Origin of the sequence: Erwinia sp. S43, from assembly GCF_016624745.1 — a bacterium.
In the GTDB taxonomy this organism is placed as follows: Bacteria; Pseudomonadota; Gammaproteobacteria; order Enterobacterales; family Enterobacteriaceae; genus Erwinia; species Erwinia coffeiphila.
The window spans coordinates 1-23,168 of record NZ_JACVTX010000025.1 but is presented as its reverse complement, the minus strand read 5'-3'; the positions used below and the strand labels follow the sequence as shown (position 1 = coordinate 23,168).

At 56.5% G+C, this 23,168-nt stretch carries 25 protein-coding genes; 22 read left to right on the top strand and 3 right to left on the bottom strand.

Annotation, left to right across the window (positions count from 1 at the left end; all coding sequences use genetic code 11):
- Positions 1-84: 84 nt before the first annotated feature.
- Positions 85-981 carry a DMT family transporter gene (locus IBT47_RS21585; RefSeq protein ID WP_200562941.1) on the bottom strand — a complete coding sequence of 299 codons (897 nt, stop codon included), beginning with the start codon at positions 979-981 and terminating at the stop codon, positions 85-87.
- A 107-nt stretch (positions 982-1,088) separates the two neighbouring features.
- Here IBT47_RS21585 and IBT47_RS21580 point away from each other — a divergent pair, with 107 nt between their 5' ends.
- From IBT47_RS21580 to hisP, 15 genes are all read left to right on the top strand, one after another.
- Complete coding sequence (locus IBT47_RS21580) at positions 1,089-1,865, top strand: AraC family transcriptional regulator (RefSeq protein ID WP_200562939.1); 777 nt, start codon at positions 1,089-1,091, stop codon at positions 1,863-1,865.
- An 81-nt stretch (positions 1,866-1,946) separates the two neighbouring features.
- Positions 1,947-3,083, top strand: a complete 1,137-nt coding sequence (pdxB, locus tag IBT47_RS21575) for a 4-phosphoerythronate dehydrogenase PdxB (RefSeq protein WP_200562937.1) — start codon at positions 1,947-1,949, stop codon at positions 3,081-3,083.
- A 106-nt stretch (positions 3,084-3,189) separates the two neighbouring features.
- Positions 3,190-4,200 carry an aspartate-semialdehyde dehydrogenase gene (locus tag IBT47_RS21570; RefSeq protein WP_200562935.1) on the top strand — a complete coding sequence of 337 codons (1,011 nt, stop codon included), beginning with the start codon at positions 3,190-3,192 and terminating at the stop codon, positions 4,198-4,200.
- Positions 4,200-5,015, top strand: coding sequence for a tRNA pseudouridine(38-40) synthase TruA (truA, locus tag IBT47_RS21565; RefSeq protein WP_105591239.1), 816 nt, complete (start codon positions 4,200-4,202; stop codon positions 5,013-5,015). The genes IBT47_RS21570 and truA overlap by 1 nt, the downstream gene beginning before the upstream one ends.
- A 29-nt stretch (positions 5,016-5,044) precedes the next feature.
- Entirely contained in the window at positions 5,045-5,707 is a 663-nt protein-coding gene (locus tag IBT47_RS21560) for a DedA family protein (protein WP_123335254.1), read from the top strand.
- A gap of 169 nt (positions 5,708-5,876) precedes the next feature.
- On the top strand, positions 5,877-6,788 hold the full coding sequence (accD, locus tag IBT47_RS21555; RefSeq protein ID WP_200562933.1) for an acetyl-CoA carboxylase, carboxyltransferase subunit beta: 912 nt from the start codon (positions 5,877-5,879) through the stop codon (positions 6,786-6,788).
- Positions 6,789-6,854: 66 nt separating this feature from the next.
- Complete coding sequence (gene folC, locus IBT47_RS21550; protein WP_200562931.1) at positions 6,855-8,117, top strand: bifunctional tetrahydrofolate synthase/dihydrofolate synthase; 1,263 nt, start codon at positions 6,855-6,857, stop codon at positions 8,115-8,117.
- Positions 8,107-8,877 carry a cell division protein DedD gene (gene dedD, locus IBT47_RS21545; protein WP_200562929.1) on the top strand — a complete coding sequence of 257 codons (771 nt, stop codon included), beginning with the start codon at positions 8,107-8,109 and terminating at the stop codon, positions 8,875-8,877. Before folC ends, dedD begins: the two co-directional genes overlap by 11 nt.
- 294 nt (positions 8,878-9,171) lie before the next feature.
- Positions 9,172-9,657 carry a colicin V production protein gene (gene cvpA / locus IBT47_RS21540; protein ID WP_105591244.1) on the top strand — a complete coding sequence of 162 codons (486 nt, stop codon included), beginning with the start codon at positions 9,172-9,174 and terminating at the stop codon, positions 9,655-9,657.
- A 35-nt stretch (positions 9,658-9,692) separates the two neighbouring features.
- The gene (purF, locus tag IBT47_RS21535) at positions 9,693-11,210 is read left to right on the top strand and encodes an amidophosphoribosyltransferase (RefSeq protein WP_105591245.1); all 1,518 of its coding nucleotides are present in this window, start codon (positions 9,693-9,695) and stop codon (positions 11,208-11,210) included.
- A 69-nt stretch (positions 11,211-11,279) separates the two neighbouring features.
- Positions 11,280-11,849, top strand: coding sequence for a UbiX family flavin prenyltransferase (locus IBT47_RS21530; RefSeq protein WP_200546149.1), 570 nt, complete (start codon positions 11,280-11,282; stop codon positions 11,847-11,849).
- A 260-nt stretch (positions 11,850-12,109) separates the two neighbouring features.
- Complete coding sequence (gene argT / locus IBT47_RS21525; protein ID WP_105591247.1) at positions 12,110-12,892, top strand: lysine/arginine/ornithine ABC transporter substrate-binding protein ArgT; 783 nt, start codon at positions 12,110-12,112, stop codon at positions 12,890-12,892.
- Between the two features lie 74 nt (positions 12,893-12,966).
- Entirely contained in the window at positions 12,967-13,653 is a 687-nt protein-coding gene (locus IBT47_RS21520) for a histidine ABC transporter permease HisQ (protein ID WP_105591248.1), read from the top strand.
- Positions 13,650-14,366 (top strand): ABC transporter permease, encoded by a 717-nt coding sequence (locus IBT47_RS21515; protein ID WP_105591249.1) that lies wholly within the window; start codon positions 13,650-13,652, stop codon positions 14,364-14,366. The genes IBT47_RS21520 and IBT47_RS21515 overlap by 4 nt, the downstream gene beginning before the upstream one ends.
- A gap of 8 nt (positions 14,367-14,374) precedes the next feature.
- Positions 14,375-15,148 carry a histidine ABC transporter ATP-binding protein HisP gene (gene hisP, locus IBT47_RS21510; RefSeq protein ID WP_105591250.1) on the top strand — a complete coding sequence of 258 codons (774 nt, stop codon included), beginning with the start codon at positions 14,375-14,377 and terminating at the stop codon, positions 15,146-15,148.
- Positions 15,149-15,315: 167 nt separating this feature from the next.
- Here hisP and IBT47_RS21505 read toward each other — a convergent pair whose 3' ends face one another.
- Positions 15,316-16,221, bottom strand: a complete 906-nt coding sequence (locus IBT47_RS21505; RefSeq protein ID WP_200562927.1) for a TIGR01777 family oxidoreductase — start codon at positions 16,219-16,221, stop codon at positions 15,316-15,318.
- A 245-nt stretch (positions 16,222-16,466) separates the two neighbouring features.
- On the opposite strand from IBT47_RS21505, the gene yfcF reads away from it, so the two are divergent.
- Positions 16,467-17,108, top strand: a complete 642-nt coding sequence (gene yfcF / locus IBT47_RS21500) for a glutathione transferase (RefSeq protein ID WP_200562925.1) — start codon at positions 16,467-16,469, stop codon at positions 17,106-17,108.
- Between the two features lie 123 nt (positions 17,109-17,231).
- Positions 17,232-17,747: an NUDIX hydrolase YfcD gene (yfcD, locus tag IBT47_RS21495; RefSeq protein ID WP_105591252.1), complete on the top strand. Its 516-nt coding sequence runs from the start codon at positions 17,232-17,234 to the stop codon at positions 17,745-17,747.
- 58 nt (positions 17,748-17,805) lie between these two features.
- Here yfcD and IBT47_RS21490 read toward each other — a convergent pair whose 3' ends face one another.
- The gene (locus IBT47_RS21490; RefSeq protein WP_200562922.1) at positions 17,806-18,822 is read right to left on the bottom strand and encodes a LacI family DNA-binding transcriptional regulator; all 1,017 of its coding nucleotides are present in this window, start codon (positions 18,820-18,822) and stop codon (positions 17,806-17,808) included.
- Between the two features lie 241 nt (positions 18,823-19,063).
- Here IBT47_RS21490 and IBT47_RS21485 point away from each other — a divergent pair, with 241 nt between their 5' ends.
- The 5 genes from IBT47_RS21485 (at position 19,064) to IBT47_RS21465 (ending at position 23,039) form a co-directional block, all read left to right on the top strand.
- Entirely contained in the window at positions 19,064-19,507 is a 444-nt protein-coding gene (locus tag IBT47_RS21485) for a PTS sugar transporter subunit IIA (protein ID WP_200562920.1), read from the top strand.
- Positions 19,508-19,578: 71 nt separating this feature from the next.
- A complete protein-coding gene (locus IBT47_RS21480) occupies positions 19,579-19,851 on the top strand; it encodes a PTS sugar transporter subunit IIB (RefSeq protein WP_105591255.1) in 273 nt (90 codons plus the stop codon).
- Positions 19,852-19,871: 20 nt separating this feature from the next.
- Complete coding sequence (locus tag IBT47_RS21475) at positions 19,872-21,263, top strand: PTS ascorbate transporter subunit IIC (RefSeq protein WP_200562918.1); 1,392 nt, start codon at positions 19,872-19,874, stop codon at positions 21,261-21,263.
- On the top strand, positions 21,260-22,090 hold the full coding sequence (locus IBT47_RS21470) for a transketolase (RefSeq protein WP_200562916.1): 831 nt from the start codon (positions 21,260-21,262) through the stop codon (positions 22,088-22,090). The genes IBT47_RS21475 and IBT47_RS21470 overlap by 4 nt, the downstream gene beginning before the upstream one ends.
- Positions 22,083-23,039 carry a transketolase family protein gene (locus tag IBT47_RS21465; RefSeq protein ID WP_200562914.1) on the top strand — a complete coding sequence of 319 codons (957 nt, stop codon included), beginning with the start codon at positions 22,083-22,085 and terminating at the stop codon, positions 23,037-23,039. Before IBT47_RS21470 ends, IBT47_RS21465 begins: the two co-directional genes overlap by 8 nt.
- The last annotated feature ends 129 nt before the right edge of the window (positions 23,040-23,168 follow it).

The following is a 23,168-nucleotide window of genomic DNA, read 5'->3' as shown; positions in this document are numbered from 1 at the left end:
GGCGTGCCGTAACAGAGAAAATAATGCCATATGATAACAATCCCCCCCGGCGATCGAAAGGCCGCCGGGCGGGAATAAGGTGCATTATCCCTGTTTTTTATCCTGATAGCTGCGTGCGAGCGGCATTCTCAGCTGCTGGGCGAGGATTACGCCAAGCAGGGTCACGCCGCCGCCAATAAAGTGGTAGGCATGCAGGCTTTCATGCAGGAAACCCACGGCGATAACGGCGGTAAAAATCGGTGCCAGATTCATAAAGATGCTGGCAGTACTGGCCCCGAGGCGCATCACGCCCTGAATCCAGACGAATGGCGCAATGATCGAGGCCGGGATAGCTGCAAACAGCACCAGAGGAATATTGTGCATATTCAGCGATACATCCGGTGCCATCAGGAAACCTGGCGTCAGCAGCAGGACGCCAAACAGGATCTGCATCCACAGGCTCTGCCAGTTCGGTAGCGGGATTGCCCAGCATTTGGTCAACACACCGTACAGCGCATAGGAAGTGGACGCCGCGAACATCATCAGCTCACCTTTGCCCATGCCGTGGGTCAGCAGCTGTGCCGGATTGCCCTGGCTGACCAGCCATACCAGCCCGCCGAATGACAGCACGCTGCCCAGCAGAATGCCCACGGTGGGTGCCAGCCGCAGGATAAAGATGCTCAATAACACCGTCAGCAGCGGGATCAGCGCGTTAAGAATACCCATAAACAGCGCGCTGACGCTGTGCGCGGCGAAGTACGCCAGGCTTTGATAGAGCACCATGCCCAGCAGGCCGAGGATCAGCAGTTTCCACCAAACCTGGGCGATCTGCTGCCGGTGCCGCCAGACGCCGGGTAGCGCGAAGGGGGCCAGAACGACGAGGGCAATCAGCCAGCGATAAAAGGAGATCGCCGCAGGATCGATAGCACTGGCCGACATTTTGCTGACGATGGCATTAATTGACCAGATCAGTACGGCCAGCAGGGGAAACATAAAATTCATCAGGTTCTCGCGTTGTTGTCTTCACAGTCCAGAGGGGGGAAGTGTAATCTTGTCTCATTGAAAACAAATAACGACAATCAGACATTATTGCTCTGGGACCGGACAAGATGATTCAGCAACTGACGTACACCCCGCCGGAGAATGCCGCCGAGATGACGCTGTTTTTCCGCTATGAGCAGACCAACGCCCAGACGGAGTATTTGCCCCACAGCCACAGCTGGGGCCAGGCGATCTTTGTCAAATGCAACGTGCTGGAAATGCAGGTGGAGGGCGAGCGTCTGTTAACCCCGGCCAATATTCCCATCTGGATACCTCCGGGGAAAATACATGCCAGCTATAACCACCGCCAGGCCTTTTTCCGCACGCTGAACATCGCCGGTTCGCTTTGCCATCAGCTGCCCGATCGTGCCTGCCTGCTCAGAGTCAGTCCGATTGTGCACGCCATTATGGACGATATCGCCGCGCGCGAACTGCTGGTGCCGGAAACGGCAGAAGATCGCCGTCTGGGGGAGGTGCTGCTCGATCAGCTGCGGCAGGCGCAGATCGGCCCCAGCTACCTGCCGTCGACCAGCGATAAATATCTGGCCCCGGTGTTACAGGCGCTGGAGCTGAATCCGGCCGATGACACCACGCTGGCGCAGTGGGCCAGCCGTGTGTACACCACCGAACGCACGCTGTCGCGCCGCTGCCAGGCGCTGCTGGGGATGTCGTTTAGCGAATGGCGGCAGCGCCTGCGCTTTTTGCACGCCGTGGCGCTGCTTGAACAGGGCAAGAGTGTACAGGAGGTGGCGCTGGAGCTGGGCTACAGTTCGGCATCGGCGCTGATTGTGATGTTTCATCAGCAGTCAGGCACCACGCCGGAGCGCTATCGCCAGCGCATCTGAGGGGGCAGCTTTCGGGCAAACGGGGGGTTATTCGGCAGGGGGCTTTATGGCAGAATAGCGCTCCTTATTGAGCCAGACTGGATGCCGCTAGTGAAAATCCTCGTTGATGAAAATATGCCGTATGCGCGTGAACTGTTCAGCCGTACCGGCACTGTGGTTGCTGTTCCCGGACGCCCAATCCCGGCGGCGGAGCTGGATGATGCCGACGGCCTGATGGTGCGCTCGGTAACCAAAGTGAACGCCGCACTGCTGGACGGTAAGCCGGTTAAATTTGTCGGCACCGCAACGGCAGGCACCGATCATATCGACGAGAACTATCTCAGCCAGCAGGATATCGCCTTCTCTGCGGCTCCCGGCTGTAACGCGATTGCCGTAGTGGAATATGTTTTCTCCGCGCTGCTGCTGCTGGCCGAGCGCGACGGCTTCCTGCTGAAAGATCGCACCGTCGGCATCGTTGGCGTTGGCAACGTTGGCGGACGCCTGCAGGCGCGGCTGGAAGCATTAGGCATCCGTACGCTGCTCTGCGATCCGCCGCGCGCCGATCGTGGGGATGCGGGCGAGTTCCTGCCGTTGGAAACGCTGGTGGCCGAAGCCGATGTGCTCACCTTCCATACCCCGCTCTTCAAGCAGGGACCGTACCAGACGCTGCACATCGCCGACGAAGCGCTGCTGCTGGCGTTAAAACCCGGCACTATCCTGATTAACGCCTGCCGTGGCCCGGTGGTGGATAACGCTGCCCTGCTGAACGTGCTGGAGCAGCGCGACGATCTGAGCGTGGTACTGGATGTCTGGGAGCCGGAGCCGGAACTGTCGCTGCCGCTGCTGGATAAAGTGGATATCGCTACCGCACATATCGCTGGTTATACCCTGGAAGGGAAGGCACGCGGGACCACTCAGGTGTTTGAAGCCTGGACGCAGTTTATCGGCCAGCCGCAGCAGGTGCCGCTGGATACCCTGCTGCCCGCCCCGGAATTTGGCACCATCACTCTGCGCGGCGAGCTGGATCAGCCAACGCTGAAACGCCTGGTGCATCTGGTGTATGATGTGCGCCGCGATGACGCACCGCTGCGCCATGTGGCCGCCATTCCGGGTGAGTTTGACCGTTTGAGGAAGAACTATCTGGAACGGCGTGAATGGTCATCGCTGCGGGTCGTGTGCGATAACGCCGAAACGGCCTCGCTGCTGGCGAAGCTGGGTTTTAATGCGACCGGTGAGTAAGTATTTGTAAAACCGTGCGTTCCCCTCCCTTTATGGGAAGTATTCTGAAACATTGCGGTGTTCCGGCACCGCACTTTTTTTATGTCATTATCTGGAGTAAACCAACATGTCTGACGGCTGGAATATCGCGCTATTGGGCGCAACAGGCGCAGTAGGGGGAGCTTTACTGGAATTACTGGCTGAACGCCAGTTCCCGGTTGGTGAGCTGTATTTACTGGCAAGCGAGCGCAGCGCGGGTGAAGTGCTGCGCTTCGAGGGTAAATCGGTGCGGGTGACCGATGCCGCTGAGTTTGACTGGTCGCAGGCGCAGCTGGCGTTTTTCGCCGCCGGCCGTGAAGCTTCCGCCCGCTATGCGGACGATGCCGCCAACGCCGGATGCCTGGTCATCGACAGCAGCGACCTGTTCGCGCTGGAGCCGGATGTGCCGCTGGTGGTGCCGGACGTTAACCCGCAGGTGCTGGCCGACTACCGTAACCGCAACATTGTTACCGTAGCGGACGGCTTAACCAGCCAGCTGCTGAGCGCGATCAAGCCGCTGGTTGATAATGCCGGTCTGGGCCGCTTACAGGTGACCAACCTGCTGGCCGTTTCCTCCCACGGTAAGGTGGCGGTAGATTCGCTGGCCGGTGAGAGCGCGCGTTTGCTGAACGGTATGCCGGTGGAAGAGAGCCACTTTGGCCGTCAGCTGGCGTTTAACCTGTTGCCGCTGCTGGCCGATGCGGAAGGCAGCGTGGCGCAGGAGCGTCAGCTGGTGGAGCAGGTGCGTAAAGTGCTGCAGGACGAAGGCCTGCCGATTGCGGTCAGTACCGTGCAGGCGCCGGTGTTCTACGGTAACGCCCAGATTGTACATATCGAAAATCTGCGCCCGGTTTCCGCCGAAGAAGCGCGTGAAATCCTGCTGGAAGCGGAAGATATCAACGTCACCGATGAAACGGATTACCCGACGCCGGTGGGGGATGCCTCCGGCAGCGCACACCTGAGCATCGGCTGCCTGCGCAACGATTACGGCATCCCGGAGCTGCTGCAGTTCTGGTCAGTGGCCGACAACGTGCGCTTTGGCGGCGCGCTGATGGCGGTGAAAACGGCCGAGAGGCTGGTGCAGGAGTATATGTACTGATGTCGGACATCAACGTGCCACAGACGGTGTATAAGCTGGCGCTGGGCATTGAATATGATGGCAGCCAATATTATGGCTGGCAGCGACAGAACGAAGTGCGCAGCGTGCAGGAAAAGCTGGAGAAGGCGCTGTCAAAGGTCGCCAACCATCCGGTGGTGGTGTTCTGTGCCGGCCGCACCGATGCGGGCGTCCACGGCACCGGTCAGGTGGTGCATTTTGAAACGACCGTACAGCGCAAGGATGCGGCGTGGACGCTCGGTGCCAACACGAATCTGCCGGGCGATATCGCCGTGCGCTGGGTTCATGCGGTGCCGGATGACTTCCACGCGCGCTTCAGCGCCACCGCGCGGCGCTATCGCTATGTGATTTACAACCAGCGGCTGCGCCCGGCGATCCTCGGCGGCGGCATGACCCATTTTTATCATCCGCTGGACGTAGAAAAAATGCAGCGCGCCGGTCAGTGCCTGCTGGGCGAGAACGACTTCACCTCGTTCCGCGCCGTGCAGTGCCAGTCGCGCACGCCAATGCGTAACGTGATGCATCTGAACGTCAGCCGCCACGGCGCTTACGTGGTGGTTGATATCAAAGCCAACGCCTTTGTTCACCATATGGTGCGCAATATCGTCGGCAGCCTGATGGAAATCGGCTGCGGGAATCAGCATGAAGGCTGGATGGCCGAGCTGTTAGCGGCGAAAGACCGGACGCTGGCGGCCGCGACGGCGCGTGCGGAAGGGTTGTATCTGGTCGCGGTAGATTACCCCGATCGTTTTGCTTTACCACGTCCACCGATGGGACCTTTGTTCCTCGGGGATTAATCTGGCCTGGATTTCTAAAGGAAGCCTTTATGGAACTGATTCGTTTTGTTGTCGATTTCATTTTGCATATCGACGTCCACCTCGCGGAGCTGGTGGCGCAGTACGGCGTGTGGGTTTACGCCATCCTGTTCCTGATCCTGTTCTGCGAAACCGGGCTGGTGGTGACGCCGTTCCTGCCGGGCGATTCGCTGCTGTTCGTGGCCGGGGCGCTGGCTGCACTGCCGGGTAACGATCTTAACGTTCACACCATGGTGGCACTGATGGTGGTCGCGGCGATTATTGGCGATGCGGTGAACTACACTATCGGGCGGCTGTTCGGCGATAAGCTGTTCAGTAACCCGAACTCGAAAATTTTCCGCCGCAGCTATCTTGATAAGACCCACGCATTTTACGAGCGTCACGGTGGGAAAACGATTATTCTTGCTCGCTTCGTGCCAATCGTTCGTACTTTCGCGCCGTTTGTGGCCGGAATGGGTAAAATGTCCTATCGTCATTTTGCTATTTACAACGTATCGGGCGCGCTGCTGTGGGTGCTGCTGTTTACCTATGCCGGTTATCTGTTTGGTAACATGCCGATGGTGCAGGAAAACCTTAAGCTGCTGATTGTGGCGATTATCCTGCTGTCTATTCTGCCGGGTGTAATCGAAGTGTGGCGTCATCGCCGCGCGGCGCGTCAGCAGAAACAGCAGTAACAGAAATCATCAGGCGATACCCGTCCGACCAGATTTTTATCCACAGTCACGGGCGGTTATGGTTTAATGAGCGACAATTTATGGTTTGTGCCGCCGGCTTTTTTGCGGCACAAAAAAGAAAAACTGGCTTACCCTGCGGGGAAACCAGGTTCAAACAGAAAGGTCATCAATGAGCTGGATTGAACGAATTCTCAATAAGAGCACAATCACCCCATCGCGTAAGGCAAGCATTCCTGAAGGCGTCTGGACCAAATGTGACAGCTGCGGGCAGGTTCTTTATCGTGCCGAGCTGGAGCGTAATCTGGAAGTCTGCCCGAAATGCGATCACCATATGCGTATGCATGGTCGTGACCGTCTGAACAGCCTGCTGGACGAAGGTTCAACCACTGAACTGGGCAGCGAGCTGGAACCGAAAGATGTGCTCAAGTTCCGGGATTCCAAAAAATACAAAGATCGTCTTGCGGCTGCTCAGAAAGAGACCGACGAAACCGACGCGCTGATCGTGATGAAAGGTACCCTGCATGGGATGCCGGTTGTTGCTGCGGCGTTTGAGTTCTCCTTTATGGGTGGCTCAATGGGTTCCGTGGTTGGCGCGCGCTTCGTGCGTGCGGTTGAGCGGGCGCTGGAAGATAACTGCCCGATGATCTGCTTCTCCGCTTCCGGCGGTGCGCGTATGCAGGAAGCGCTGATGTCGCTGATGCAGATGGCGAAAACCAGTGCTGCACTGGCTAAGATGCAGGAGCGCGGTCTGCCCTATATCTCCGTGCTGACCGACCCAACCATGGGTGGCGTCTCCGCCAGCTTCGCGATGCTGGGCGATCTGAATATTGCTGAACCAAAAGCGCTGATCGGTTTTGCTGGTCCACGCGTTATTGAGCAAACGGTACGTGAGAAACTGCCACCGGGCTTCCAGCGCAGTGAGTTCCTGATTGAAAAAGGCGCGATTGATATGATCGTTCGCCGCCCGGTTATGCGCTTCAAACTGGCCAGCCTGCTGGCTAAAATGATGAATCTGCCTGCCCCGCAGGAAGAAGAAGTCAAAGAGGCCGAAGCGACCGGCCCACAGAGCCAAGAGGCCTGACCGATGATGAGAAAGAGGTCTTCGGGCCTCTTTCACCAATGAACCGTAACTTTGTGAACGGGACACATGGATAATCTTCCTCAAGCCACGTCGCCTCTTGCCACGTGGCTTTATTATCTTGAGCATTTACACTCTCAGGCTATTGAACTCGGGCTGGATCGTATCCGCCGGGTAGCCACCTCACTCGATCTGTTAACACCCGCCCCGAAGGTCTTTACCGTTGCCGGTACGAACGGCAAGGGCACCACCTGCCGCACGCTGGAAACCGTACTGATGGCTGCCGGTTATCGCGTGGGCGTGTACAGCTCTCCACATTTAATCCGCTACACTGAACGTGTACGCATTCAGGGCGAAGAGCTGGCCGAGTCGGCGTATACCGCGTCGTTTGCGGCCATTGAAGCCGGGCGCGGAGAGACCTCGCTGACCTATTTCGAATACGGCACGCTGTCGGCGCTGTGGCTGTTTAAGCAGGCGCAGCTGGACGTGGTCATTCTCGAAGTCGGTTTGGGTGGGCGGCTGGATGCGACCAATATCGTTGATGCGGACGTTGCGGCGATCACCAGCATTGCGCTGGACCACGTTGACTGGCTTGGCCCGGACCGCGAAAGCATCGGCCGTGAAAAGGCCGGAGTGTTTCGCCAGGGGAAACCGGCCATCGTCGGGGAACCTGATATGCCGTCAACCATTGCCGACGTGGCGCGAGAGGTTGGCGCGCAGCTGCAGCAGCGCGATCGCGACTGGTCTTACAGCCTGACCGACGGCGGCTGGTCGTTCCGCGATGCCAGCGGCAGTATTGAAAACCTGCCGCTGCCGCAGGTGCCGCTGCCGAATGCCGCCACCGCGCTGGCTGCACTGCGGGCGTCGGGTCTGTCGATTGATGAGGCCACTATTCGTGCCAGCCTGCATCAGGCAATCCTGCCCGGCCGCTTCCAGACCGTGGCGCATTCACCGCAGGTGATTCTGGACGTGGCGCATAACCCGCACGCGGCCGCGTATCTTGCCGGTCGGCTGGCAGAACTGCCGCAGCGCGGTAAAGTTCACGCGGTAGTGGGGATGCTGCACGACAAAGATATCGCCGGGACGCTGGCCTGCCTCAGTCCGCAGGTGGATTACTGGTATTGCGCACCGCTGGAAGGCCCGCGCGGTGCTTCTGCCGAGCAGCTGATTGCCCATCTTAGCGGGGCGCAGGCGTTTGGCTCCGTGGCCGATGCCTGGCATCAGGCGATGCAGCAGGCGGCGGAACAGGACATTGTGCTGGTGTGTGGGTCATTCCACACCGTCGCACACGTAATGGAAACGATGACAGCGGAGAACGGCAGTGGCAAGTAAGTTTCAAAACCGTTTAGTCGGCACCGTTATTATTGTTGCGCTGGGCGTGATCGTGCTGCCTGGCCTGCTGGATGGTAAAAAGAAACACTATAAGGAAGAGTTCGCGGCCATTCCGCTGGTGCCAAAACCAGGCGACCAGCAGGAGACCGAACTGGCACCGCCGGTAACGCAGTCGCTGCCGGCGCAGCCGCCGGAAGGGGCAAGCGAAGCCATCAGCCGTGCCGACGGGGAAAATTCCTCGCAGGCCGACAGCGGATCGACCGCGCCGAAGTCGAACAATCAGCCTACGCTGGTTTCGCCGCCGCCGGTGCAGCAACAGCCGGTCCAGCAACCGGTACAGCAGCCGCCGAAAGTGGTTGAAAAGCCGAAGCCGGTAGAGAAACCGAAACCGGTGGAAAAACCGGTCGAGAAGCCGAAGCCGATTGAGAAGCCTCCTGTTCAGCAGCAGCAGCAGCAGACTCAGCCTAAGGTGGAAACGCCTGCTGATAAACCGGCTGTCGCTGAAGCCGCACCGACCGGCCAGGCGTATGTGGTCCAGTTGGGTGCGCTGAAAAATGCGGCCAAGGTTAACGAAATCGTCGCGCAGCTGCGGCTTTCGGGCTATCGTGCTTTCACCGTGCCAGCAACGCCGGTTGCCGGACAGATCACTCGTATCTACGTCGGTCCGGATGCATCAAAAGCCAAAATGCAGGCGGCAGTCGGTGAACTACAGGGCATTTCCGGCCTTGGTGGCGTCGTCAAGCCTTGGGGTGCACGCTAGTCGCCTCTGCGGATTGAGCGGAAATAACAATAGCTGTAACAGGTGCCACTCGTTGAAGCGCGGCGTGGCACCGGGCTGTGTCTGGCCGAAGGCAACATGATATAAAGCAAATCAACGAATTGCATTCTGGCGTGGTGAGCGGCAGGAATGTCGCCCACCCGACGGTTTTTTCAGCGTTTTCGTTTATTTAAAACGACGCAGGAAAACCCTACGCAAACGTTTTCTTTTTCTGTTAGAATTCGCCCCGAACTGGATGCAGGGGCGTTTTCACGATTACTGTCACTGGAAGAGTTCATGGTCTGGATAGATAACGTCATTATTGCGGTTATAGCTTTTTCGGCTCTGGTTAGCCTGATCCGTGGGTTTATTCGGGAAGCACTTTCTCTCGTCACCTGGGGATGCGCATTCTTTGTCGCCAGTCATTACTTCTCCTACCTTGCCGTCTGGTTCACAGGATTTGAAGACGAGCTGATTCGGAATGGAATCGCCATTGCAGTGTTATTTGTTGCCACGCTAATCGTTGGCGCAATCGTTAACTATGTAATTGGTTCGCTGGTTGAGAAAACCGGCCTGTCGGGTACCGACAGAGTACTGGGCGTCTGTTTTGGGGCACTGCGTGGCGTACTGATTGTGGCCGCTATGCTGTTTTTCCTCGATACATTCACCGGCTTTTCCAAAAGCCTCGACTGGCAGCAGTCGAAGTTAATCCCTCAGTTCAGTTACATTATCGGGTGGTTCTTTGACTACCTGAAGAGTACGTCGAGTTTTTTGCCCCGGTAATCGCACCGGGGTTGCGGCTATGAGGAAATGTCAATATGTGCGGTATTGTCGGGATCGCCGGTTTTATGCCGGTCAACCAGTCGATTTATGACGCGTTAACGGTGCTTCAGCACCGTGGGCAGGATGCCGCAGGCATCGTTACCATCGATGCATTAAATTGCTTCCGCCTGCGTAAAGCAAACGGTCTGGTCAGCGATGTATTTGAAGCCCGCCACATGCAACGTATGCAGGGTAATATGGGTATCGGCCACGTGCGTTACCCAACCGCAGGAAGCTCCAGCGCTTCTGAAGCCCAGCCCTTCTATGTGAACTCTCCTTACGGGATTACACTGGCCCATAACGGCAACCTGACCAATGCGCACGAGCTGCGTAAAGAACTGTTTGAAACCGGTCGCCGTCATGTTAATACCACGTCGGATTCTGAAATCCTGCTGAACATCTTTGCGCAGGAAGTGGATCGTTTCCAACAGGACCCGCTGGAAGCCGAAAATATCTTTTCCGCCGTTGCCGCTGTGCATCAGCGCGTGCGCGGTGCCTATGCCTGCGTAGCGATGATTATCGGTCACGGTCTGGTTGCTTTCCGCGATCCGAACGGCATTCGTCCGTTAGTGATCGGCAAGCGCGCGCTGGTTGATGGCCGTACCGAGTATATGGTGGCCTCTGAAAGCGTGGCGCTGGATACGCTGGGCTTTGAGTTCCTGCGCGATGTTGCCCCAGGCGAAGCGGTTTACGTGACTGAAAAAGGTCAGCTGTTTACCCGCCAGTGCGCTGAGAATCCAAAGGTTAACCCGTGCCTGTTCGAGTACGTTTACTTCGCGCGCCCGGACTCCTTCCTCGACAAGATTTCGGTGTACAGCGCACGTGTGCGTATGGGCACCAAGCTGGGTGAGAAAATCGCCCGCGAATGGGAAGATCTGGACATCGACGTGGTGATCCCAATCCCTGAAACCTCCTGCGATATCGCTCTGGAGATGGCACGCATTCTTGATAAGCCATACCGTCAGGGTTTTGTGAAAAACCGTTACGTTGGCCGTACCTTTATCATGCCGGGACAGCAGCTGCGCCGCAGTGCGGTTCGCCGTAAGCTGAATGCTAACCGTGCGGAATTCCGCGGTAAGAACGTGCTGCTGGTGGATGATTCTATCGTGCGCGGTACGACCTCCGAGCAGATTATCGAAATGGCCCGTGAAGCCGGTGCGAAAAAAGTGTACCTGGCGTCGGCGGCTCCGGAAATTCGTTTCCCGAACGTCTACGGCATTGATATGCCAAGCGCTACCGAGCTGATTGCTCACGGCCGCGAAGTGGAAGAGATTCGCCAGCTGATCGGTGCCGATGCGCTGATTTTCCAGGACCTTGACGATCTGATCGAAGCGGTGAAGGAAGAGAACCCGGATATCGCCCAGTTCGAATGTTCGGTGTTCAACGGTATTTACGTCACCAAAGACGTCGACCAGCAGTACCTTGAGTATCTGCAGTCGCTGCGTAATGACGATGCCAAAGCGATGGCGCGTCAGAACGAAGTCGAAAACCTGGAAATTCATAACGAAGGCTAAGCGCTTCGCGGTGTAAGCAGGTAAGATGGGCCGGAAGCAATTCCGGCCCGTTTTTTTTAAGGATTTGGTATGAAAAGACTGATTATCGGCATCTCCGGTGCCAGTGGTGTGATCTATGGTATTCGCACGCTGCAGGTGTTACAGCAGGTCAGCGACGTGGAGACACACCTGATAATGAGTCAGGCCGCGCGGCAAACTCTGGCGCTGGAGAGTGACTACACGCTGCGTGAGGTGCAGGCGCTGGCCGACGTGGTTCACGATGTGCGTGATATTGCCGCCAGCATCTCTTCCGGATCGTTCAAAACCGACGGCATGGCGATCCTGCCGTGCTCAATGAAAACTCTGTCCGGTATTGTGCACAGCTACAGCGACGGCCTGCTGACCCGCGCGGCGGATGTGGTGCTGAAAGAGCGCCGCCGACTGGTGCTCTGCGTGCGCGAAACGCCGCTGCACCTGGGCCATCTGCGGATGATGACCACCGCAGCGGAGCTGGGGGCGATTATTATGCCGCCGGTGCCGGCGTTTTATCACCGCCCGGAAAATGTGATGCAGATTGTCGACCAGACGGTGAACCGCGTGCTGGACCAGTTCGATATCACCCTCGACAACGATTTGTTCACGCGCTGGCAGGGTGCATAGCGGATGGTGCATTGCACCAGCATGGTTCAAATGTTGGTGCTGAATCGCATTTCGTGCAGATGTTGCACCATTGTGAAACATTGTTGCCGCTAAGTCCCTTCAAACCTGCTATATATTCCCCAGCAAACCGGGCATTTACGCTGCCTTGCTTTACGCGCTGAAAAAAGCGGAGATTGCCACAAAATGTGGCATGAAATCTGCAAAACAATTGCGTGGACAAACATCACGAATCCTATAATAAGACGACTCGAGGGTAATCTATGAAAAAGCAGGTCCTGGCTCTTTCCCTGTTGCTGGCAATCACCTCAGCAGGCAGCGCATTTGCTGCCGGTCCAAAAACGCTGCGTATCGGCACCGATCCAACCTATGCACCGTTTGAAATGAAAAATGCCCAGGGGCAGCTGGTAGGCTTTGATATCGATCTGGCCACCGAAATTTGTAAGCGTATGGAAACCAAATGTACCTTCGTGGAAAGCGACTTTGATGCGCTTATCCCTTCATTAAAAGCGAAGAAAATTGACGCTATCATCTCCTCTCTGTCGATTACTGAAAAACGCCAGCAGGAGATCGCCTTCTCAGAAAAACTGTACGCGGCCGACTCCCGCCTGATCGCGCCAAAAGGCTCTAAAATCGAGCCAACCCTGGAATCGCTGAAAGGCAAAAACATCGGCCTGCTGCAGGGCACCACCCAGGAAACCTACGCCAATGATAACTGGCGTCCAAAAGGTGTGACAGTCACGCCATACGCGAACCAGGATCTGGTATATCAGGATCTGACCGCCGGTCGTATCGACGCCGCATTCCAGGATGAAGTGGCCGCCAGCGAAGGCTTCCTCAAGCAGCCTGCCGGTAAGGACTACGCCTTTGCCGGTCCGTCGGTGAAAGATGAAAAAATCTTCGGTATCGGTACTGGTATGGGCATGCGTAAAGACGATCCGGCGTTAAAAGCAGCGATCGATAAAGCATTCGACGAAATTCGCAAAGATGGTACCTACGATAAGTTGGCAAAAAAATATTTCGACTTTAATGTATACGGCGATTAAGTAGTCCCTGTCTGCCAGCCTCACTGTGCTTGCGGTGAGGCTGCATTTTTGACCACAACGACAGGATAATATTTATGCTGTATGGCTATTCTGAAGTCATTTTTAAAGGCGCCATAGTGACGCTTGAGCTGGCACTCAGCTCGGTAGTACTCGCCGTGGTGCTGGGATTAATCGGTGCCGGGGCAAAACTCTCCAATAACCGCCCGCTGGCGATGATCTTTGAAGGTTACACCACGCTGATCCGTGGCGTGCCTGACCTCGTTCTGATGCTGTTAATCTTCTACGGTCTGCAAATCATTCTGAACCACCTGACCGATTTGATCGGCGTGGGGCAGTTTGATATCGATCCCATGGTGGCCGGTATTATCACCCTCGGCTTTATCTACGGGGCCTACTTTACTGAAACCTTCCGTGGGGCCTATATGGCGGTGCCGAAGGGGCAGATTGAAGCAGCAACCGCCTACGGTTTTACGCCTTCACAAACCTTCCGCCGCGTGCTGTTTCCCGGCATGATGCGCTTTGCGTTGCCTGGCATCGGCAATAACTGGCAGGTTATTCTCAAAGCTACCGCGCTGGTTTCACTCCTCGGGCTGGAAGACGTGGTGAAGGCGACACAGCTGGCGGGTAAAACCACCTGGCAGCCGTTCTACTTTGCCATCGTTGCCGGGGTGATTTATCTGATCTTTACCACGCTGTCTAATGGCGTGCTGTGGTGGCTGGAACGTCGTTACACTGTGGGTGTGAAAAGGGCTGATTTATGATTGAGATTGTTCAGGAATACTGGAAAGCCCTGCTGTGGACCGACGGCTATCGTTTTACCGGTGTGGCAATGACCCTGTGGCTACTGATTATTTCAGTAGCGATCGGCGGCTGTATGGCGGTGTTTTTATCCATTGCCCGCGTGTCGCAGCACAAAGCCGTGTGGTTCCCGGTGTGGCTGTTTACCTATGTGTTTCGCGGCACGCCGCTCTATGTGCAGCTGCTGGTGTTCTACTCTGGCATGTACACGCTGGAGATCGTCAAAGGCACCGAGATGCTGAATGCGTTCTTCCGCAGCGGACTGAACTGTACGCTGCTGGCCTTTACGCTCAATACCTGCGCCTATACCACGGAGATTTTCGCCGGGGCGATCCGCTCGGTGCCGCACGGTGAGATTGAAGCCGCTCGCGCCTACGGTTTCTCCACTTTCAAACTTTACCGCTGCATTATCATGCCTTCGGCGCTGCGCACCGCGCTGCCCGCCTACAGTAATGAAGTGATTCTGATGCTGCACTCTACGGCGCTGGCATTTACCGCCACCGTGCCGGATCTGCTGAAAGTGGCCCGAGATATTAACTCCGCCACCTATCAGCCGTTTATCGCCTTCGGACTGGCGGCGGTGCTGTATCTGATTATTTCCTATGTGCTGATCAGCCTGTTCCGTAAAGCGGAAAAACGCTGGCTGGCACACGTTAAACCTTCATCGTCACACTGAGTAAAACTATGGCTGACAATAAATTAAGCGTTACCGAACTGCACAAACGCTATGGTGAACATGAGGTGCTGAAGGGCGTATCGCTACAGGCCAATGCCGGCGATGTCATCAGTATTATCGGATCTTCCGGTTCGGGGAAAAGCACCTTCCTGCGCTGCATTAACTTCCTGGAGAAGCCAAGCGAAGGCACTATCTCGGTTAACAATGAAAATATTAATCTGGTGCGTGATAAAGACGGCCAGCTGAAAGTGTCCAATAAAGAGCAGCTGCGCACCCTGCGTACCCGCCTGACCATGGTGTTCCAGCACTTCAACCTCTGGAGCCACATGACGGTGCTGGAGAACGTGATGGAAGCGCCGATTCAGGTGCTGGGGCTGGGCAAAAGCGAAGCGCGCGAGCGGGCGATCCGCTATCTGGATAAGGTCGGCATTGACGAGCGTGCGCGTGCCAAATACCCGGTGCATCTCTCCGGCGGCCAGCAGCAGCGCGTATCCATTGCCCGTGCGCTGGCAATGGAGCCGGAGGTGCTGCTGTTTGATGAGCCGACCTCGGCGCTGGACCCGGAACTGGTGGGCGAAGTGCTGCGCATTATGCAGAAACTGGCCGAAGAGGGGAAAACCATGGTGGTGGTAACGCATGAGATGGAGTTTGCCCGTCATGTCTCCAGCCACGTGATTTTCCTGCATCAGGGTAAAATTGAAGAGGAAGGCGCGCCGGACGAGCTGTTTAATAACCCGAAAAGCGCCCGCCTGCAGCAGTTTTTATCCGGTGCACTGAAGTAACTGCCCGTAAGGGGAAGGCCGCGTAAGGCGTTCCCCTGCTAACCGCCTGTCATCTGCTTAACGACGTGTTGTTCACCGTGCAATCCTGCTCCGGCATGAAAAGCGGCGGGCAGGTTGACTGTACGATGCGTTTACTGACCTAAACCCGATGGCGATACGTCAGAGGGTTATTTTTTACTGTCGATCACATCAGCCAGTGCCTCATCTAACTCATACCAGCGGAAACGAAAGCCGGATGCCTCAAGGCGCTGCGGCAATACGTGCTGCCCGCCGAGCACCAGCACCGCGGATTCACCCATCAGCAGGCGGATTGCGCTGGCTGGCGTACGCACGATAGCAGGGCGGTGCATGGCTTCGCCCAGCGCGGCGGCAAACTGCTGATTGCGCACCGCATAGGGGGCGACCAGGTTAAACGGCCCGCTCAGCGTCGGATGCTCCAGCAGCCAGAGAATGCCGTTCAGCATGTCGTCGATATGGATCCACGGCAAAAACTGCTTGCCGCTGCCGAGCGGCCCGCCAACGCCCATCTTAAACGGTAGCTTCATCTTCTCCAGCGCACCACCGGAACGGCTCAGCACCACGCCGGTACGCAACAGGCAGACGCGAGTCCGCTCGCTCGCCGCCAGCATCGCCAGTTTTTCCCAAGTATCGCACAGGCGATGGGTGAACTCATCGTGGCCGGGATCGTCTTCGGTCACCACCAGCTCGCCGGTGTTCCCGTAAAAACCGGTGGCAGAGCCCGATATCAGCACGGCAGGCGGCGAACTGCTGGCAGAGATTAACGCGGCAAGCCGTTCGGTGATCTGCCAGCGGCTGCGGCACAGCAGCTGTTTTTGCGTCTCGCTCCAGCGTTTGGCGGCAATCGGCTCCCCGGCCAGATTAATCACCGCGTCAATGCCGTTGAGATCGCGCTGTTTCTCCAGCCCGGACCATAGCCGGACCTTCTCGCCGAGTTTTTTCCTTGCGCCAGCCACATCGCGGGTCACCACGCTGACCTCGTGACCAGCCTGAAGCAGACGGGCAACGAGCGGCTGGCCGATCAGCCCGGTGCCGCCGGTGAGCAGAATATGCATACTGTTTATCCTTTTCAGTGGATCGCGGTTACGGTCACTTTCAGCATAGGTGAAGATAGCGTTGTCACCTGTGACAATGCGCACGGTGGCTGATAACAATGGATTTTTGGTTCATTTCGGGCAGGTAAACCGTACCGATGATTGCTGCCATTCTGATTTGCTATCTGACTCACACGAGATGTTTGCCTTCGGCCGAAAAACCAGCTAAACAGGTGTTTCAATCCGTAACCGTCGAAGGACGCCTGATGAGTCACCCGAATATTATTCTGTGGTCAGATGCTAACTATTTTAGTCCGTATGTGATGTCAGTTTACGTTGCGCTCAGTGAGAAAGGGCTGCCCTTTGCGCTGAAACGCATCGATCTCACGCGCGAAGAACACCATCAGCAGGCCTACGGTGAGATATCGCTTACGCGCCGCGTTCCGACACTTCAGGTTGATGATTTCCTGCTCTCGGAATCCTCAGCGATCGCCGAATACCTTGAAGATCGCTTTCCTGCACCCGAATATGAACGCCTCTATCCGCGCGATCGGGAAAAACGAGCCAGAGCACGTGAGCTACAGGCCTGGCTGCGCAGCGATTTTATGCCCATTCGCCAGCAGCGCCCAACCGAAGTCCTGTTCGCCGGTGCGCGTCTGGCACCGCTGGATGAGGCCGGGCAGGCCAGTGCCGAAAGATTGATTGCCGCCGCCGAGCGTTTGCTTCCTGCTGGTCAGCAAAATCTGTTTGGCGAATGGACCATTGCCGACACCGATTTTGCCGTGATGCTGAATCGCCTGGCGCTGCATGGTGACACGTTGCCGCAGCGGATTGCCGACTATGCAAACTTCCAGTGGCAGCGCGCCTCCGTGCAGCTGTGGCTGGCGGAATCTGCCAAACTGGCCTGAACTGAATGCGCACAAATGGATGATTGCGTCGCGGGGCGTTAATCATTAATTTAGGCGGATCGCGCTGCGCCGCGAATAATAATGACTAAACGGCGCAAAGCGCCAGAACAAAAAGGGATACGGATGGTGGAGCAAGAGCCAGGCACTGAGTGGGTCGATATCGTTAATGAAGATAACGAGGTCATCGCCCAATCCAGCCGAGCACAAATGCGTGCCCAGTGTTTACGACACCGGGCTACCTACATCGTGGTTCACGATGGCATGGGTAAAATTCTGGTACAGCGCCGTACCGAGATTAAAGACTTTATGCCGGGCATGCTGGACGCCACCGCAGGCGGCGTGGTGCAAAGTGGCGAAGTGATGCTGGAGTCTGCACGGCGCGAAGCGGAAGAGGAACTGGGAATCGCTGCCGTACCGTTTGCGGAGCATGGCCTGTTTTACTACGAAGATGAGCACTGCCGCGTCTGGGGTGGCCTGTTCAGCTGCGTGTCTCACGGCCCGTTCGCCATGCAGGAAGAGGAAGTGGATGAGATTTTCTGGATGACGCCGGAAGAGATTACCTCTCGCTGCGATGAATTCACCGCCGACTCGCTGAAAGCCCTGTCGCTGTGGCTGAGCCGTAACGGCGAAGGCGAGTAATCGCTGATTTTGTGGATAGCGGGGCGCAGCGCAGGCTGCGCCCCATTTCTTTTCCGCGCTAGCAGCTGTCGCGCAGGCACAGCCTGGGTGCCAGCGGCTTGCCTTCCCATGGTTCCTCTTCCAACCTTGCCAGAAGCGCTTTACCTGCGTTGATGCCGATCTGGAGATGGGGGATGGTGACGGTGGTCAGGGGCGGCTGGCAAACCTGGCTGACGTCGCTGTTGCCGTAGCCGACAACGGCTAAATCATCCGGCACCTTGATACGCCGCCGCTGGCACTCGTACATCACGCCGCAGGCCAGTTCGTCGGAAACACAGACCAGCGCATCCAGCTCCGGCCAGTTGAGGATAAACTCCGGCAGCTGCCGTGCCCCGGCGGAAAAACTGGCAGGCGTGGCAGCGTTGATGACCCGATGGGGCGACATATGATGGCGCAGCATTGCTTTATGCCAGCCGCGCAGGTGCTGCTGAAACAGGCGCTGCTCCTGGCTGGCGCACAGCAGCCCGATATTCTGATAGCCGCGCTCGGCCAGCAGGCAGGTCAGTTGAAACATCCCTTCAACGTTATCAATACCGATATTCATATCCAGCGGATCGGTGCGAATTGAGCCGATTTCCATCACCGGTATGCGGGCGGAACTGAGCCACTTGCGCAGATTCGGGCCATGTTCAACGCTCAGCAGGATCACTGCGGCCAGGTTCCACGACAGCAGCGTCTCCAGCAGCGCTTCCTCATTTTCCAGGCGATGGTGCGACTCGGTAAGCATAATCTGGTAGCCCGCCGGTTGCAGAATCTGCTGCAACCCGGCAAACATCGTTGAGCATCCCGCTTCGGCCAGGCCGGGAACCACCATGGCGATGGTTCGCGAAGAGGCGGAAGCCAGAGCGCTGGCGGCAAGATTAGGCAGATAGCCCAGCTCATTGACCGCGGCTTCAATTTTTTCCCTGAGTTTGTCGGAAACCTGGTCGGGCGTGCGCAACGCGCGCGAAACGGTCATCGTTCCCACCCCGGCAAGATTGGCGACATCGGACAGCGTTACCCGCCCCGTACCGCGTCGTTTTCGATTGACTGACATGGCTGTTTCCGTTTTTGCGTCCATTTAGCTGTCAATTTACCAGTATCTGCAAAGAACATGTTAGTCGTCAGGTTATTGCTTTGGTGAAAAAACGGCTGACGTGATGCTCTTTATGATAGCGCTATCACAAATCCACTGAATAACTTTTGGTAGCGCTATCTTTGTGAGAATAGTCACGGATGATTATTTATCCGTTGATTACAGTTTGTTCACCCAGCGCAAAATGAAAACAGGAGGTGGCGTGTTAAATCACTGGTTGCACGATGGCACTATCCAGCTGGCTGATGAAATATCCGACTGGCAGCAGGCACTGCAATTATGTGCCACACCCTTGCTGAAAGCAGGTGTGATTAATAGCGACTACGTTCCGGCTATTATTCGCGGTCATCAGCAAATTGGCCCTTATTATGTACTGGCACCAGGTCTGGCAATGCCACATGCTCGCCCGGAGGAAGGGGCCTGCGAAATGGGGCTGTCGCTGCTTAAACTTCGGCGCGGCGTAAATTTTGGTGCAGGAGAATTTGACCCGGTGAATGTCATTGTGATGCTGGCGGCGAAAGACAGTCATTCGCATATTGCGATGTTATCCAGCCTCAGCGAGTTATTTTCTAATGACAAGGCGCTGGAAAACCTGCACCGCGCCATAACGCTGGAGGAAATTAAAAAAGTTATCGCTCCGTTCTGAATGATTTCGAAAAATAATGACGCTGTGCTTTTATCGGCATGGTTCCGTTCGACTGTAAATAAGGTGGCGTTATGAGAATCATGGCCGTATGCGGTTCAGGTCTTGGCAGCAGCTTTATGGTTGAAATGAATATCAAAAAAGTGCTGAAGAAACTCAATATTGAAGCGGAGGTAGAGCACTCTGACCTCTCATCGGCAACGCCGGGTGCGGCGGATCTGTTTGTCATGGCACGAGATATTGCGGAAAGCGCCAATGTGCCCCCGGACAGGCTGGTGGTGTTGAAAAGTATTATCGACATGACGGAGTTGGAAACAAAACTCAAGGAATATTTCTCTTCCCATTAATCCTTCGAAGCGAGGCGGATATGATTATCCAGGAAACGCTGAAGTTTGTGGTAGATATATTAAAAGTTCCCTCTGTACTGGTGGGGCTAATCGCCATGATTGGCCTGATTGCTCAAAAAAAACCTTTTACTGACGTGGTAAAAGGCACAGTAAAAACCATACTCGGCTTTATCGTTCTGGGCGGTGGTGCTACCGTGCTGGTCAGCTCACTCAATCCCTTAGGGGGAATGTTTGAGCACGCATTTAATATTCAGGGGATTATTCCTAATAACGAAGCGATAGTCTCAATTGCCTTAGAAAAATACGGAGCCTCTACCGCGCTGATTATGGCATTTGGCATGGTGGCGAATATCATTGTTGCCCGATTCACCCGCCTTAAATATATCTTCCTGACCGGGCATCATACGTTTTATATGGCCTGCATGATTGCGGTTATTCTCAGCGTGCCGGGCTTTGATGGCGTGCTGCTGGTATTTACTGGCGCGCTGACGCTGGGACTGATAATGGCGATTTTCCCGGCCATCGCTCAGCGTTATATGCGGCAGATCACCGGTAATGATGATATCGGTTTCGGCCATTTCGGCACGATTGGTTATGTGCTGGCGGGCTGGATCGGCAGTAAAACCGGTAAAAGCTCGCGCTCTACCGAAGAGATGAACCTGCCGAAAAATCTGAGCTTCCTGCGCGACAGTTCCATCTCTATCTCCCTGACCATGATCGTTATTTATATGATTATGGCCTTCTGCGCCGGGAGTGAATACGTTGAATCGCAGCTCAGCGGCGGCCAGAACTTCCTGGTGTACGCCATCATCCAGGCCATCACCTTCGCCGCCGGGGTGTTTATCATCCTGCAGGGCGTGAGGTTGATTCTGGCCGAGATCGTCCCCGCGTTTACCGGCTTCTCGGAAAAACTGGTGCCGAACGCGCGTCCCGCCCTCGACTGCCCGGTGGTTTACCCTTATGCGCCGAACGCGGTGCTGATTGGCTTCCTGTTCAGCTTCCTCGGTGGGCTGGTGGGGCTGTTCCTGCTGGGCCAGCTGAAGCTGGTGCTGATCCTGCCCGGCGTGGTGCCGCACTTCTTTACCGGTGCTACCGCAGGCGTCTTTGGCAATGCCACCGGCGGCCGACGCGGTGCGATGTGTGGGGCATTTGCCAACGGCCTGCTGATCACCTTCCTGCCGGTACTGCTGCTGCCGGTGCTGGGGGCGCTCGGCTTTGCCAATACCACCTTCTCGGATGCCGACTTCGGCGTGGTGGGCATCATCCTGGGGAACCTGGCGCAGTATCTGTCGAAAGAGATGATTACCGTGGTGATTGTCGGCATCTTCGCGCTGCTGGTGCTGCATAACCTGTTCCGCAAACCCAAACCGGCTGACGATAGCAGCAAAAATGATTCGGAGGTTAATCCATGAATACCCGAGAACTGACGCAGTTAGCGAACGATATCCGCGTGGAAACCCTGAAGGCGCTGACCCATCTTGGCTTCGGCCACTACGGCGGCAGCATGTCGGTGGTGGAAACCCTGGCGGTACTCTACGGCGATGTGATGCGCATCGATCCGGGCGATCCGGACTGGTCTGAACGCGACTACTTTGTACTGTCGAAGGGGCATGCCGGGCCTGCGCTTTACAGTACGCTAGCGATCAAAGGTTATTTCCCCCGGGAGCAGCTGATCACGCTAAATGAGAACGGTACGCTGTTGCCCAGCCATCCGGACCGGCTGAAAACGCGCGGCGTGGATGCGACGACCGGTTCGCTGGGGCAGGGGATCTCGATTGCCGCCGGGATGGCGCTTTCCCACAGGCTGGCGGGGCGCAGCAATCGCGTGTTTTGCATCGTCGGCGACGGAGAGCTGAATGAGGGGCAGTGCTGGGAAGCGTTTCAGTTTATCGCTCACCACAAGCTGAACAATCTGACCGTGCTGGTGGACTGGAATAAGCAGCAGCTGGACGGCACGCTCGATGAAGTGATTCAGCCGTTCGACCTGGCGGAAAAATTCACCGCCTTTGGTTTTGAGGCGCAGACCGTACCCGGTGCCGATATCCCCGCGCTGTATGGCGCGCTGAAACCGGTCAGGGAGGCGCAGCAGCGGCCGCTGGCTATCGTTCTCGACAGTATTAAAGGGCAGGGGGTGCCGTGGCTTGAACAGTTAAGTAACAGCCACCATCTGCGCCTGACGCCGGAGCAGCGGCAGGCTATTGACGCTGAAATTGCTGCCCTGGAGGCCGCCCATGACTGAAACAACTGCTGTAACGCTTGAGCGTGATACCACTGAAATGCGTAAAGTTTACGCCAACTTCATTCGTGAGCAGGTTTCCGCCGGAACGCCGGTGATTGCGCTGGAAGCCGATCTGATGAGTTCGATGGCGATGGACGGCGTGCAGCGGGACTGGCCGCAGCACGTTATCAACTGCGGCATTATGGAGGCTAACGTGATTGGCGTTTCTGCCGGTCTGTCGCTGACCGGGCGCACGCCGTTTGTGCATACTTTTACCGCTTTTGCCAGCCGCCGCTGCTTCGATCAGCTGTTTATGGCACTCGATTATCAAAAGAACAACGTTAAGGTTATCGCCTCCGATGCAGGGGTGACGGCCTGCCACAACGGCGGCACGCATATGTCGTTTGAAGATATGGGCATTGTGCGCGGCCTGGCAAACTCGGTAGTGATGGAGGTCACCGATGCGACGATGTTCCGCGATATTTTGCAGCAGCTGGCGACGCTGCGCGGTTTTTACTGGGTTCGCACTATCCGCAAGCAGGCGGCAAAAATCTATCCGGAGGGCACGCGTTTTACCATTGGCAAAGGCAATGTACTGCGCGACGGCAGTGATATTACGCTTATCGCCAACGGCATCATGGTGGCTGAAGCGCTGGTAGCCGCCGATCGGCTGGCGGAGCAGGGCGTAAGCGCGGCGGTGATCGATATGTTTACCCTTAAGCCGATCGACCGCATGCTGGTTAAAAACTATGCGGAGAAAACCGGACGGATCGTGACCTGTGAGAATCACAGTATTCATAACGGGCTGGGGTCGGCGGTGGCGGAGGTGCTGGTGGAAAGTTGTCCGGTGCCGATGCGTCGTGTTGGGGTGAAGGAGCGCTATGGTCAGGTGGGAACGCAGGAGTGGCTTCAGCAGGAGTATGGGCTGACGGCGGATGAGATTGCGGCTGCGGCGCGCGAATTGCTGTAGGGGGGATCGCACGGCTACCTTTGTTGTAGCGCCTGTGATGTTGGCGTTCGTGCTGGTTGGTTGCTGCCTCGTCTGGCCGGTCCTCGCGCCACGCGTTGCGTGGTGCCCTCACTGCGTTCGTCAGCCTGT